The organism is Roseibium sp. (genome assembly GCF_965216085.1).
Classification (GTDB): domain Bacteria; phylum Pseudomonadota; class Alphaproteobacteria; order Rhizobiales; family Stappiaceae; genus Roseibium.
Genome location: NZ_OZ244138.1, coordinates 246,998 through 260,975 on the forward strand (window position 1 = coordinate 246,998; position 13,978 = coordinate 260,975).

The 13,978-nt window shown below is 55.6% G+C and carries 11 protein-coding genes; 4 read left to right on the forward strand and 7 right to left on the reverse strand.

Annotated elements, in window-relative coordinates; genetic code table 11:
- The first annotated feature begins 336 nt into the window (after positions 1-336).
- Positions 337-1,551 carry a serine hydrolase domain-containing protein gene (locus tag ACOOFE_RS01245; RefSeq protein ID WP_420413306.1) on the forward strand — a complete coding sequence of 405 codons (1,215 nt, stop codon included), beginning with the start codon at positions 337-339 and terminating at the stop codon, positions 1,549-1,551.
- Positions 1,552-1,660: 109 nt separating this feature from the next.
- Here the strand turns inward: ACOOFE_RS01245 and ACOOFE_RS01250 are convergent, their stop codons facing one another.
- Complete coding sequence (locus tag ACOOFE_RS01250) at positions 1,661-3,349, reverse strand: acyl-CoA dehydrogenase family protein (RefSeq protein WP_420413307.1); 1,689 nt, start codon at positions 3,347-3,349, stop codon at positions 1,661-1,663.
- A gap of 169 nt (positions 3,350-3,518) precedes the next feature.
- Between ACOOFE_RS01250 and ACOOFE_RS01255 the strand changes: the two genes are divergently transcribed.
- Positions 3,519-4,388: a YihY/virulence factor BrkB family protein gene (locus ACOOFE_RS01255; protein ID WP_420415658.1), complete on the forward strand. Its 870-nt coding sequence runs from the start codon at positions 3,519-3,521 to the stop codon at positions 4,386-4,388.
- Here the strand turns inward: ACOOFE_RS01255 and ACOOFE_RS01260 are convergent.
- On the reverse strand, positions 4,385-5,260 hold the full coding sequence (locus ACOOFE_RS01260; protein WP_420413308.1) for a DMT family transporter: 876 nt from the start codon (positions 5,258-5,260) through the stop codon (positions 4,385-4,387). The two genes, ACOOFE_RS01255 and ACOOFE_RS01260, sit on opposite strands and share 4 nt — an antisense overlap.
- A 206-nt stretch (positions 5,261-5,466) precedes the next feature.
- On the opposite strand from ACOOFE_RS01260, the gene ACOOFE_RS01265 reads away from it, so the two are divergent.
- Both ACOOFE_RS01265 and ACOOFE_RS01270 read left to right on the forward strand, forming a co-directional pair.
- Positions 5,467-7,410, forward strand: coding sequence for a methyl-accepting chemotaxis protein (locus tag ACOOFE_RS01265; RefSeq protein WP_420413309.1), 1,944 nt, complete (start codon positions 5,467-5,469; stop codon positions 7,408-7,410).
- A gap of 117 nt (positions 7,411-7,527) precedes the next feature.
- Complete coding sequence (locus tag ACOOFE_RS01270) at positions 7,528-8,712, forward strand: NAD(P)/FAD-dependent oxidoreductase (RefSeq protein ID WP_420413310.1); 1,185 nt, start codon at positions 7,528-7,530, stop codon at positions 8,710-8,712.
- A gap of 18 nt (positions 8,713-8,730) precedes the next feature.
- On the opposite strand, the gene ACOOFE_RS01275 is transcribed toward ACOOFE_RS01270, so the two are convergent.
- Genes ACOOFE_RS01275 through ACOOFE_RS01295 form a run of 5 tightly spaced genes read right to left on the reverse strand, consistent with a single transcriptional unit; the run spans position 8,731 to position 13,800 of the window.
- Positions 8,731-9,528 (reverse strand): alpha/beta fold hydrolase, encoded by a 798-nt coding sequence (locus tag ACOOFE_RS01275; RefSeq protein ID WP_420413311.1) that lies wholly within the window; start codon positions 9,526-9,528, stop codon positions 8,731-8,733.
- Positions 9,525-10,772, reverse strand: a complete 1,248-nt coding sequence (locus tag ACOOFE_RS01280; RefSeq protein WP_420413312.1) for an adenylate/guanylate cyclase domain-containing protein — start codon at positions 10,770-10,772, stop codon at positions 9,525-9,527. Before ACOOFE_RS01280 ends, ACOOFE_RS01275 begins: the two co-directional genes overlap by 4 nt.
- Before the next feature lie 56 nt (positions 10,773-10,828).
- Complete coding sequence (locus tag ACOOFE_RS01285; protein WP_420413313.1) at positions 10,829-12,337, reverse strand: glycosyltransferase family 39 protein; 1,509 nt, start codon at positions 12,335-12,337, stop codon at positions 10,829-10,831.
- Between the two features lie 22 nt (positions 12,338-12,359).
- Positions 12,360-12,791, reverse strand: a complete 432-nt coding sequence (locus ACOOFE_RS01290) for a GtrA family protein (protein WP_420413314.1) — start codon at positions 12,789-12,791, stop codon at positions 12,360-12,362.
- The gene (locus tag ACOOFE_RS01295; RefSeq protein WP_420413315.1) at positions 12,781-13,800 is read right to left on the reverse strand and encodes a glycosyltransferase family 2 protein; all 1,020 of its coding nucleotides are present in this window, start codon (positions 13,798-13,800) and stop codon (positions 12,781-12,783) included. The genes ACOOFE_RS01290 and ACOOFE_RS01295 overlap by 11 nt, the downstream gene beginning before the upstream one ends.
- Between the last annotated feature and the right edge of the window lie 178 nt (positions 13,801-13,978).

The following is a 13,978-nucleotide window of genomic DNA, read 5'->3' on the forward strand; positions in this document are numbered from 1 at the left end:
GAGGTTGCTGACAAACCGTGGACATCGCAATCGTTATCCTCGGCCTAGTGCCGAGGACCCACGTTTTTCAACGTATGTTGGATGGCTGTGCTTGCCTCAGGTCTATCCGGCCGAGATTTGGACCGGCCATTTCTATCGAGCGCTGCCTTGTATACCCTTCTTCTTCGCAAGGGAGGGAGAGGATACGGAGTGTACAGCAGATCTCGTATTTCGATTTGCGGTGAGAAATTCTTCTTCTGAGAATTTAGCCCGCAGTCCAAGCAAGCCGAATGTATGCTGGAATGTAATCTCAGGTTGTGATAATCATTGCTTTTCGTTTCGGTGGTGGTGGCCGCAATGAGATCAGCGTTCTTTCGTGTATGGACGACCTTCCTGTCTGCGATAGTCTTGGCAGGGGTGACATGGCATGCAGCTATTGCCGGACCTGCTCCGCGTCTTTGCGAGCCGCAGGGGACAACCCAAGACCGGCCGGATGATGTTCCGATCCGTATTCATGCATTGGACGAACCGCCGGATCAACTCGATGATGGTTTGCCAGTGTCGACCTTGGCCGCGGAAGGTTTTTCTATTGCACCTATCAAGGAAATGGTTGCGGATCTCCAAAACGGGACTTACCGCAACGTTGATGGGGTCCTGATTGCCCGGCATGAGAAGCTGGTGTTCGAAGGCTATTTCAACGGGTTTGACCGCAGTACCAAACACGAGACCCGATCCGCGTTCAAAAGCATCACGTCAACGCTGACAGGGATTGCGCTTGATCAGGAGCTGATATCAGGTGTCGATGTGCCGATATCCCGGTTTTTCCAGAAGAATTGGCCGGCGGCTTCCGGCGACCGTGAGCTGAAGGACGCGATCACACTCGCGGATATGCTGACGATGACACCCGGTTTCGATGCCGAGGAAGCTTTTGGTGCCGGCCCCTGGCGTGAGACCGCCATGTGGGCAGCGGAGGATTGGATCCGCTTCTCTCTGGATATTCCGATGGCGGATCAGCCGGGTCGGCAGTTTCGCTACAGTTCCGCAACGACCTTTCTGATTGGTGTTGCTGTGGCGCGGGCCGCGTCGCCGCCGCTGCCGGAGTTTGCGAAAGCCAATCTGTTCGAACCGTTGGGGATTTCCAACTATTGCTGGACGCTCAGTCCAAAGGGGCATGCCATCGGTATGGGCAGTTTCTATATGCTGCCGAGGGACATGCTGAAGATCGGACAACTGTTTTTGGATGGCGGATCCTGGAACGGCCGGCAGATCGTTTCAAAAGAATGGGTCCGCCAGGCAACTCAGCATCTTGTCGATGCGGTACCGCCGGGCACACAATCAGAAAAACCCGCGACTTCCGGATATGGCTATCAATGGTGGACCTACACCCCGCGGTCTTTCGAAGATCCGCGTGTTGCGTATTTTTTTGCCAGCGGCAATGGCGGGCAGGAGATTTTTGTGTTTCCGAAGCTTGACATGGTCGTTGTCTTCACAGGCAGCAACTACGACAGCCCGATTGCCCATAGGCAGCCGATTCAAATCTTGAACCGGTCGATTTTCTATTCGGTGCTTTAAAAACAGCGTCTTGCTCAGCCGCTGGAGTTATTGGTGATAGTATGAGGATCCCGGCTCTCAAACATCGAGCTGTCTGTTGGCCGGGATTTCGTCGGTTCTGTGAGACCGCTTAGGCGTTGCCGCGGGTTTCCAGCAGACGGCGCGCGATAACCTGGGCCTGAATTTCCGCTGCACCCTCAAAAATGTTCAAAATGCGGGCATCGCACAGAACGCGGGAAATGGCGTATTCAAGTGCAAAGCCGTTGCCGCCATGGATCTGCAGCGCGTTGTCTGCCGCCGCCCAGGCGACACGAGCGCCGAGAAGTTTGGCCATGCCGGCTTCCAGATCGCAGCGTTTACCGGAGTCTTTTTGCCAGGACGAGAAATAGGTGAGCTGACGTGCGATCATCAGTTCGGCGGTCATGAGGGCCAGCTTGTCCGACACGCGCGGGAAGTTGATCAGGGCTTTGCCAAATTGAATGCGCTCTTCGGCGTAACGCAGACCCAGATCAAGCGCGGCCTGGGCGACACCAAGCGCGCGCGCCGCTGTCTGGATACGTGCGCCTTCAAACGTCTGCATCAACTGCTTGAAGCCTTCCCCCTCGACCTGGCCAAGCAGGTTATCGGATTTGACCTCAAATCCGTCGAAGGCAATCTCGTATTCCTTCATGCCTCGGTAACCGAGCACCTCGATTTCACCGCCGCTCATGCCCTCTGCCGGGAATGGATCTTCATCGGAGCCACGCGGCTTTTCGGCGATGAACATCGACAGGCCCTTGTATCCGGGTTCATCCGGGTTGGTACGGGCCAGCAAGGTCATGATGTCTGCGCGCACCGGATGGGTGATCCAGGTTTTGTTGCCGGAGATCTTCCAGGTATCGCCATCCTTGACCGCGCGGGTTTTCAAGGAGGCCAGATCGGAGCCGGTATTGGGTTCGGTAAAGACAGCGGTCGGGAGGATCTCTCCGGACGCGATTTTGGGTAGCCAATGCGCTTTTTGTTCATCGGTGCCGCCGCACAAGATGAGTTCGGCCGCGATTTCCGACCGGGTGCCCAAAGATCCGACGCCAATGTAGGCGCGCGAAAGCTCTTCGGAGACCACGCACATGGATTCCTTGCCGAGGCCCAAGCCACCGTACTCTTCGGGAATGGTCAGGCCAAACACACCGAGTTCAGACATCTGTTCAACCACGTCCATTGGAATGTAGTCGTTCTTCAAATGCCACTCATGTGCATGGGGCGTCACATTGTCTTCAGCGAATTTCCGCATCTCGTCGCGGATTTGCTCATAGGTTTCTTCCAGGCCGCAGTCGCCGAACGTTGAGTGGCCGGCCTGATGGCGGATCAGCTCGGTCAAGCTTGCACGGATCTCTGTTGTGTTGCCAGCGGCAATCAGCTCGTCCATATCTGCAGTGCGATGCGCCTGGGCTTCTTCATTTGAGATGCCCAAATCCGAAAGGCGGACGAACTCGCCTTGGTTCATCGGGATGCCGCCGAAAATCTGGGCCGTGTATTCGGCAAATCCGAGCCGGACAATCTTGTCCTCAAGGTCGCCATACCGGCCTTCGTCTTTCAGGCGCTGGGCGTAGGCATCGAGTTGGCGCAGAGCCTCGACATAGGTTGCGAGCCAAGCCAGACCGTGCGTTGCTCTTTGCTCTTCTTCCATCCGGCTTGACGAAATCCGGCCATCCACTGTCACCTGTTCCCGCACACGCTGCGCTGCAAGATCAAGCAGGCGGTCAAGCTCGCTGACAACGGCGCTCGTGCGTTCAGAAAAGTTGGGCTGCGACTCTGCAGCCGTCATGGCGGCGGTGGACATAGGCATCTCCGTATTCATTTGTTGCGCGTGCGCGCTTTTTCTTGAAGCTATGTTGCGTTGCACACCGCCATTTGTCGAGCCGGAAATTGTTCGCCTTTCGGAGGGGGCGCAGTTGAAATGCGGATGACTTGACGGCAGCCCCGGTCCGGGCGACATGAAAAACATGAAATTGCAACAACTAATCAAAGTCACCTATTCTGTCCTGAAGGATGCCATCGGCCACTTCTCTCGCGATGATGGATTCGCGATGGCCAGCCATGTTGCCTTATCCGGACTGCTAGCAGTTTTTCCGCTCTTGATTTTTATCGCCTCGCTTGCCGCCTTTTTTGGAATGGAGGGGGCAGCCGATACAGTCTCTGAATTGGTATTTGAGGCCTGGCCGGAAACGGTTGCCGCACCTGTGGTCAGGGAAATCGAAAATGTCCTGACCGTCCGCCGTAGCGATCTTTTGACCTTTGGTGCGGTGGCTGCGCTTTGGTTTGCATCCAATGGTGTTGAAGCGCTCAGAACGGCGCTCAACAGGGCTTACCGGCAAATGGAAAACCGGTCTTTTCTGCTTTTGCGCCTGCAATCGCTGGCGCTCGTCCTTCTCGGAGCGGCCATTTTGCTGGCTTATACGTTTTTAGTGGTGTTGGCGCCGCTTGGTCTGGAAGCCTTGAAACAAGTCGTGCCGAAAGTGGAAGCTTTTCTGTTTTCGATCAACATTGCCCGCTACACGCTGGCCGGTTCGCTTTTGATCCTCGGCTTGTTCATGACTCATTGGCTGTTGCCATCCGGCAAGCGGTCGTTCGGGGACATCTGGCCTGGTGTGGTCGCCACGCTGGTGTTGTGGATCATTTCCGGCAGTGCCTTTGGCGCCTATTTGGCCCGCTTTGCCAATTATGTTTCCACCTACGGCGGCCTGGCCGGGATTATGACGGCCCTGATCTTTCTTTATATCTGCGCGCTGTTTTTCATTCTGGGCGCTGAGCTGAATGCGGCCATCGCCCGCCAGCGCTCCTATTGGGAGCGCCAGAAGCAACGGCATATGACAGCCTAAGTCTTTTTGGGTGCATTGCGGATCATTAGAACCGCGCCAACAACGAGGGCCATCCCGGCAACCTGGACCAGCGACAAGGTTTCGCCGAAGAGAAAGTAGCTCTCAATCGCCGTGGCAACCGGGACCAGATAAAACAGGCTGGCCACCTGAGAGACCGCGCCCTGCCGGATCAGCAGCATCAATAGCAAGATTGCACCAATTGACAGCACCAGCACCAGCCAGGCGAGTGCGAAGATGAGTTCACCCGACCAGATGATTGTCCAACTCTCAAAAAAGCTGAGTGGTAAAGTGATTAACAAGGCACCGACATATTGCCAGAGCGTGGCGGCCATGAGGTCGGTGTCCTGGACAAAGCGCTTTTGGTAGACGGTGCCGAGGCTGATCGCGATTACGGCGCAAAACAGTACTGTTACGGTGACCAGTGTAATTCCTGACCCGTCGAGATCGAATTTGGGGCCTAATACGAGGCCAAGGCCAGCCAATCCGATTGCCATGCTGATCCAGTGTTTGCGAGTGATAACTTCACCGAGCATTCCAACAGCAAAGATCGCCGTTAGGACCGGCTGTAGTCCAACAATGATGGCAGATGCGCCCGCCGGCATGCCTTGCTTGATCGCCCAAAAAACCCCGCCAAGATAGATGCCGTGAACAAGAGCGCCTGTAACGATGCAGTGTCCAATTGCGCGGCCCGTATCGGGCCACGCTTTTACAAGAAAGAAGCCAAGGAGAAGTAGGACCGGGAGCACTGCCGCGAATCGCACGGTGAGAAAAACCATTGGGTCGATATAGGGCGCCCCAAGTTTGGAGCCGATAAACCCGGTCGACCACAAGAGGACAAAGATCGCGGGCGCAAACTTGGCCAAATACGCCATATATTCTCCAGAAGATTGTGCATGTAAAATTTCGCTATGTGCGGTAGCGAAAATTGGTGAGGAATTGGCAGTTTGGTTAACTGGAAATTGGCAATTTTAGCTAACCCTACGGCAATCAAGCGCCTCTAAAAGGAAATAAGCCAGTGGGAAATCGAGCGCAATCAACTTTTGGACTCTTGTCCAAACTCTCTGTCAAAGTGCGGGTTATGGCACTTAGTCTGATCACGGTGGTGGGCCTTCTTGTGATTGGCGGTGTCTATTTCTGGAGCCAAGGTGAACTCAATACCGCGTTTACACGCATGAGCCAGAGTTCCGGATTGGCTGAGGATGTCGCTGCATTGTCCAAAACAGCTGGATCTCTGGAGGTTATTCAGAACCGCTACCTGGCGACTCCATCGGCTACGGTATTTGAGAGTTTCTCCGCAGAGATGGCCAATGCCATGGAGAATGTAGCCAGTTTGGAAGCCAATCCGGCAGCGACAGCTTATTCAGCGGAAGTCGGTGATGTCAAAGACACACTTGAAAGTACCGGCGGTGCGTTTGCCACGCTGAATACGGTCCGCCAGCAAATTGGCTATACGAAAGATGATGGCTATCTGGCAAAACTCAACTCCCTGACCAAAGCTGTTAAAGATCGCCTGTTTGAAGAGATGAAGTTTGGTGGTGGGCCAGACTTTGAAAAACTCGCTCGCGCGATCCTGGCGGTTCAGCTGGCCGAGAAGGAGTTCACTCTCAACAGTACGCCGGAAGCGATCGGCGGGTTCGATGAGCAGTTCGCTGCTTTCGAAAAGCTTTTGAAGAAGGTGTACATCTCCGACACGATCAAGAAGGAATTGGCGGACAATATGGCCGCTTACCGGGAGACCTTCACACTGTACACAGCGGCGAATGCAGAGGAAACCAAGAGTGTCTCGCTGTTGGAAGACTTGTTTCAACTCGTCCCGCCGCACATCGAATCTCTGAACTCAGCCGCTAAGGAACTGCAAGCCCAAGCCGCCGCACAGCTTGATACTGCACGGTCGATTGCGACCTTTGCTATCGGCGGAACAATTTTGGGTTTGCTGCTGTTACTTCCCGCGATCGCTTTTGTCGTTGGCCAGTCTGTGGCCCGACCGCTGGCGCATTTGCAGAAAGCGATGGAAGCCCTTGCAGGTGGCCAAACCGACATCGCTTTGCCTGAAGCTGAGGGCAAAACCGAGCTCGCGGCGATCAGCCGGACAGTTCAAGTCTTTCGCGACAATGCGGTTGAGCGCGCCGAATTGGCAGCGGCACAAGAGCAGGAAAACAGAGCGCGCGAAGAACGGGTGGCCCGCCTCGAAAACATTATTGGCCGGTTTGAAGGGACGGTCACTGAGGCGCTTGGAAGCCTTGACAATGCAAATGGTGAATTGCGCCAGACATCCAAGTCTATGGAACAGGCGGCCGATGATGTTGCTGGTCAGTCGGGAGGTGCGGCAGACGCTGTTCGAACCGCCGCTGAAAATGTAACGTCTGCGGCTCAATCTGCTGACGAACTGGCTGCCTCGATCGCAGAAATCTCCGGTCAGGCAACCAAGTCGACAGAGGTTGCGCAGCAAGCTGTCTTGAGTGCTTCCTCGACGGTCTCAACGATGCAGGAGCTGTCCAGCGCTGCAGAGCGGATTGGCGAGGTAATGAACCTGATCCGGGATATCGCCAATCAAACCAACCTCTTGGCCTTGAATGCCACCATTGAGGCAGCCCGGGCCGGAGAAGCAGGCAAGGGCTTTGCTGTTGTTGCGGCGGAGGTCAAACAGCTGGCGGATCAAACATCCAAAGCAACGGAAGAAATCGCGGTTCAGATCGAAGCGATCCAGGGGTCTTCCGGCCAAGCCGTTCAGGCGATCGAGGATGTCAGCACCATCATCTCCGATATGGAAAACCTGGCATCTTCCGTGGCAGACGCAGTGCAACAACAGGACCAGGCGGTGCGGATGATTTCCGACAACGTCACCAGCGCGTCGCAGCGTTCGGATGAAGCGGCAGACCGCATGACGACTGTTGGATCAGCTGCCGAACTTGCCCGCACCAATGGTGCAGAGGTCGACCAGCTGGCGCAATCTCTGTCGCAGCAGGGCGGGTTGATCCGGCAGGAAATCGCGACCTTCTTGCAAGGTGTGCGCAGCGCGTAAGGCACCGCTACAAAGACCGCTTTTGGCTGTCCGTCCGCCAGGTCGCTTAACCTGGCTGGCGGGCAGCTTTTCTTCGTGCTAGGGACGTTCCGGTGGTCTTGAGGAAGGCGGAACGGAATGCAGGAAGAAATCGTTATTGTCGGTGCTGGCCAAGCCGGTGCGCAGGTCACTCAATCCCTTCGCCAGGGTGGATTTGAAGGTCCGTTGCGGCTGATCGGAGACGAGCCACACCCGCCTTACCAACGGCCGCCACTTTCAAAGAAATTCCTTGCGGGTGAAGTTGGATCTGAGGGGCTATGGCTGCGCCCTCCGGCATTTTATTCCATCAACAACATCGATCACATTCCAAGCACCCTTGTAACGGGTATTGATCGCATGGCCAAGCGGCTGGTGCTCGAGAACGGCGATACTCTGTCTTATGGAAAGCTTGTGCTGGCCACGGGGACCAATGCACGGCTGTTGCCGCTGACCGGCGCAAACAAGGCTGGTGTGGTTACTCTGCGCTCCATCGCTGACGTTGATGCAATTCGTGAACGGCTCTCCAAGGCCAAACACCTTGTTATCATTGGAGCTGGTTACATTGGCCTTGAAGTGGCTGCGGTCGCACAAGGAATGGGCAAAGACGTTTCAGTTGTCGAAGCCCAAGACCGGCCAATGAAACGTGTCGTCAGCAAAACCGTATCGGACTATTTTGCAAAACTTCATGCAGATGAGGGCGTTAAGCTGCTTCTGGAAACAGGCATCGAAGCGATTGAAGGTGGGGAGAAGGTCGAAGCCGTGCGGTTGAGCACAGGTGATAGCCTACCGGCAGATCTGGTTCTTGTCGCTGTTGGGGCTGAACCAAATGACAAGCTGGCTGCGGATTCCGGACTTGATACCGACAATGGCATTCTTGTTGATGGGGCAGCTCAGACCAGCGATGCCAACATTTATGCGGTCGGTGACTGCACCCGCTTTTATTCCGGCCGGTATGCCCGCTCAGTGCGGATGGAGAGCGTTCAAAACGCGATCGATCAAGCCAAAGCCGCAGCGCAGGCGTTGCTGGGCGGGGAAGTGGACTATGATCCGCTGCCGTGGTTCTGGTCGGACCAATATGACATCAAGTTGCAGATTGCCGGGCTATCAGAGGGGTACGACGACACGGTTGTCGTTGGAGAGCCGGCAGCGAATAAATTCTACGTTGCTTACCTCAAAGACGGCACTCTCATCGCGGTCGACAGCATCAATTCGCCCCGGTCACATATGATGGCCCGCCGGGTCATCGGAGAACCCTGGCGGGATGATCTGTTGCCCGACGCCTAAAACCGGTTAGCCCTGTCCCTAGTCGGCAGCCGTGTTCTGCAAAATGAGCCTTGTGGTTTCATTCGGAATTTCCAAATGAACCATATGGCCGACGCGCTCAAAGATATGCGTTGCAACGATCCCGGGGAGCTTGTGAGCCTGCCGGGTCGGCAGTACGCGGTCCTGTGTTCCCCAAAGAACTTTGATGGGCATCGGTAGGGCGGCCATATCGTCCCGTGGCAAAGTCTTTTGCACGGATCCGTCGATGATCTCATCTGCAATGGCTTCTAGCGTGGCCGCGCCGCCTGGCCGGGCCCGGCTTTCGGCGGCGGTTTTCGCCAAGAATTTCGGAAGTTTGAATTCCCAGCCAAAAAACTGTTCGAGCAAGACTTCCATTTCTGCTGCTTCCGAGGCGACCGCATACCGGCGGAGCAGCCGGTGATTGATCTCCGGGCCAAATCCGCCCGGTGCCAGCAGTGTTAGGCTGGCGACCAGCTCTGGCGCGCGCAAGGCGACCAATGCGGCGACAGCGCCGCCCATGGAATGGCCGACCAGATGGACCCGCTTAAGATCGAGCGCTTCCATCGACTGGCTGACGGCTTTGGCTGAGATGCCCGCATGCCCGACCTTGGGCCAGTCAAGCGCCTCGCCGTGTCCGGGAAGGTCAAAGGCCAAGGATCGTTTCTTAGGGGCAAGGGCCGTCTGAATGTTTTGCCAGGTTTGCCGGTCACCACCGAACCCATGCAATAAAATGATTGGTGCGCCGTCTTCCCCGTTTTCAGCAGCTTGTTCACGGAAAGGCAAATGTGGGCGTGGGTTGGGGCGAAGATCGGTCATGTAGGTCCAGTTTGTTCTGATGGGTTGTTTGTTGTCGTTTGGAGAAGGCCGGATTGGTCCAGAGCAAAAAGCGGTTGCCGGGTGGTGAACCCATCCAGTTCGTAAGCGCCTGCATTTCGGGCGCGATTCCCTGCGAATGCGGCGACTTCTCCAGTCATAAGGACGTCGGATTTGACCCGTTTGGTCAGGCTTTCAATGCGCGCTGCTGCATGTACTGTCTGGCCAACAACTGAAAAAGTTAGCCGGTTCGCAACACCGATATTGCCGAACATGACTGAACCGGTGGACAGCGCGATCCCTGCCTTCATTTCCGGGCCACCGTTTGTGTGTTTGTTTGCGTCCGCCAACCGCAGCCGGGTTTCATCGGCTGCTGCGATCGCTTTTTCGACGGCTTTTGCCAAAGAATCCTTTTCGGTCGGAAAGACGGCTAAAACGGCATCGCCAATGAAATCGAGAACTTCACCACCGTGTTCCAGAACTGCCCCGGCCGTTGCTTGAAAATAGGTGTTGAGCCAAGCGAGATAGGCTTCCGGACCGAGCGCTTCAGCGATGGCCGTCGAATTGCGCATGTCGCTGTAATAGATCACCGCATCAATGGTTTCGCCATCGCCGTGGCGGATTTGTCCGTTTAGAACCTTGGTGCCGGCAAACGATCCCAGATATGTTTTGGCAATGATCCGGGTAATGTCGCCTTGCAGCACTGCGCGCGCTGCAATCGCAAGCCGTTTTTGAATGTATCGGATCGCGGTGAGCGCTTCTTCGGAAAATCCACCCGGTTCCCGGGTTGCCCAGCTGAGGATGATCCCCGTGTTCGGATATTCCCCGCGGATTGCAGGGATTTCAAATGCTGTCGGGATCACCATGTAGTCGGTGTAGCCCTCAGATTGCAACCGGACCAACAATGGAAACTCTATCGGCGCGTTGGCGTTGCTCAGGCGCCGCCGGAGCATCGGCTCCTGACTAACCAGAACAGCCCTGACCGGGCTTTGAAGCCAATCGTCCGTGTCTTCGTCAGAGTGCTCAATCTGTTCGTGGTAGACAGTTCCGCCTCTTTCCCAAAAGGCGATTTCCGCTTCGATCATTGGATGGAGCGTCGACCAGACAAGCATCGCCCGATCAACCGGGACATTGCATTGGCGCAAACGTTCACACAGTTCGGCAAAGAGCTGAGTCATATCCGGGTCGCCGAGCGCTTCCCCGATTAGCCAGTCTTCAACCGCGTCAATGTCCATCATGTCGATCATGTGGGAACGTTAAATACCTTTCACAGCTGACACCAGAGATGGTGTCAAATTGCGGTCTATTCATCCCCTGTCATGGCAACTTTGCCGGGCGGAATGATTAACCAATTGATCTTTAGATCGCGGAAAGTGCCATAGGTGTGAAACGGAAGTGTTTTGGTGCCGCTGCGCACTGCATCCGGATAAAGGGTTTGGATATGCCCGTCCGGCTGGGCACTGTCGCCGCGCCAGATGATCATCACACCCTTATCCTGAACATCTTCAAGATCTATCCAGGGGCTCAGCAAGGGATCATGCTCGAGGAACATGGACGGCCGTGAGGGGGCGTGCAGGGTCACATTCGCTGTGGTCCACATGTCGCCTGCCACATAAGCGAGATCCGTCCCCACTTTTTCTTTCCAGATGTCCACCAGCACATCGGCGGTACTTTGACCTGGATAGTGAATGCGCGAGTGTTTGGTTTTCCAAAGGGGTTCCAGGACTGCTTGGCCGAACAGAACTCCGAGAAAAATCAGTTGAATGACGACAGCGCCAGCCAATGACCGTTTCGGGGCTGACCAAAGGACCGGCAAATGCAGGAAACGAACGGCTACCAGGCCTGACAGGACAAAGAGTGGTGTTCCCCACATATGCTTGAATTCGCTGCCGGTGACGGCCGAGATCAGGAGGACCACGGCAAGGGGCAGAAACGCAAACCACAGAAGGAACCTGTCTGCATTTGCCGCTGGTTCGGGTCCAACTTGTGATGTCAGTGTGGCTTTAAAGGTTCTTATCGTCTGCCAGCTGAGACCTAGGGCGATGACAATGAACAGCCCGGCATGATTGGCGACCTGCGCCAGGAAAAAGTTCACCGGATTATAGACGTGATCGAACAGCGACCCTGCCGGGTTGCTGCGTCCCAATGCGTACCGGAAAGTTAGAAATTCCGTTTCATAGAGCCAATAAAGGTGTGGGCCTGCGAGCAGCAGAAAGACTACTGCGCAGATCCAGGGACCCGGCTTGGTAAGGTGCTTTCTGGCATCAGCATAGAGCAGAACATAAAGACCGATGGTGCCGATCAGCAGCACAACGAAGTATTTCGTATAGAAGCCGAAGGCCGCCAGAGCGCCGAGAAGCACCCAGTCCAGAAGTGCGCCCTTTGAGGTTGCTCTTAAGAAGAAAAACATCATGCCGGCCCAAACCGGGATCTGCAGGATGTTCGGATTAAATTCTGGTAAGGGCAGGGTAAAATAGAAAGTGACGCTCGTCAGAACAATCGCCCAAAAACCCTGCCAGCCGCTGAGACCCAGCTCCTTGGCGATCAACCAGATAAACCAGTAGCCGAGGGCGGCGCAAAGGGCGCTGAGCCAATAGGCGCCAAAACTGTGACCGCCTGTTAGGAGGTAACTGGCCTCTAGCAACCAGGCCTGCATCGGCGGGTGTTTGGTGTAGCCCAGCTGCAGTTCCCGGCCCCAGGCAAAGCCTTCCACGACGTCCAGCGGTGGATTGGGAAACGTCAGGCTGGGCAGCAGCGCATAACAGAGGCACAAGAGGCCGGAATAGAGGATCGCAGCACGGGCAGCGGTCATAGGTGGAAGCTCCAGAACACTCTTAAGGGTTTTCTGCTGTGTGCGAGAAGGCCCACATGCGAGCCGCAACAAAAGTGAGCGCCGGGACGATGGCGATCGCGATCATCAATCCCAGCAAATCCGGCCAGGGCGTGAAACTGAGCCACAATGCAAGCACACTTGAATTGAGCGCAAACCCGGAAACGGCGATTAGAAAGAACCGCAGCATCGCCTTGAGCGCTGCGTTGTGCTGGCGCAAATGTGAAAAACTCCAGTAATAGTGCCCGGAAAACGAAACCCCAAAGGCAATCACAAACCCGGCTAAATTCGCCAGCATGGCCGGTAGCCAGCCGGTTTCCAGAAGAACACCCGAGACACCAGCGTGGGTCAGCGTGGCAGCAATGCCAACAATCGCGAATTTCCCTGCAGCACCGGCTTCGGTTTTGAGAGATTGCCGGCTTCGGTCAGTTGACATCCGGTTTCCCGTCTTTGGCGGGACCGCCTTCGATGACGTCTTGAAGCAGATAAACCGGCCGCTGTTTGGTTTCGTTGAAGAGCCGCGAGATGTATTCGCCGATCATGCCGATCGACAGCAGCTGGACACCTGAGAAGAACAACACGGCGACCATCAGGGATGTATAACCAGGCACATCAATGCCGAAGAACAAGACCCGAAGGGTCAGGTACAGAGCGTAGGTGAAGGCGATCAGTGAAACCAGAGCGCCACCATAGAACCAGATCCTGAGTGGCATCGTCGTGAACCCGGCAATGCCATCCAGCGCAAAATTCCAAAGTTTCCAATAATTGAATTTCCCAGTGCCTGCTTTGCGCTGCGGGCGTTCGTAAGGAACCGCCATGGATGGAAACCCGACCCAGGCAAACAGGCCTTTCATGAAGCGGTTGCGTTCTGGAAGACGCAGCAAAGCGTCGATCACAGTCCGGTCGATCAGCCGGAAATCGCCTGCATTGGCAGGCATGTCGATGTTCGAGAGCTTGTTAAAGACCTGATAGAACATCCCCGCCGTTGAGCGTTTCATCAGGGTGTCGGAGGTCCGGTCGACACGCAGCCCATAGACCACATCATAACCGGCGCGCCAGCCATCGATCATCTGATGGATCAGTTCCGGCGGATCCTGGAGGTCTGCGTCGATTATGACGGCAATGCCGCCTTTTGCAGCTTCCAGGCCGGCCGAAAGGGCGGCTTCCTTGCCGAAGTTCCGCGACAGACCAAGCAGCCGCCCGGGCAATCCGTTGGCCAGTTCTTCTGTGAGAATGTCGGCTGTGCCGTCCCGGCTGCCATCGTCGATAAAGACGTATTCGAACGGAAAACCCGTTTCTTCCAAAACGGGACGGGTCGCCTCGAGAAAGTGCCGGATGACGTCTTCCTCGTTGTAGACCGGGACAATGACGCTCAGAAGCGGCCGGTCTGGGCGAATTTGTTTCCGTCTGGAGACGTAGATTTGGGCGGCGGGTGTGGGCTGCATGGACACGGGTGTTGTTGGAATCTTTGCGGCAACCTGCCGGAAAAGACACAAAAAGGCCAGCCCTTATGGATGCGGCTGGGCAATAGCTTCATCGCACTGCCATCCCGGACCAAGCAACGCTGAGATATAGGATTAATTCGGTGTTCTGATGAGTTGGAAACCGATGTGTCTGTGAAAG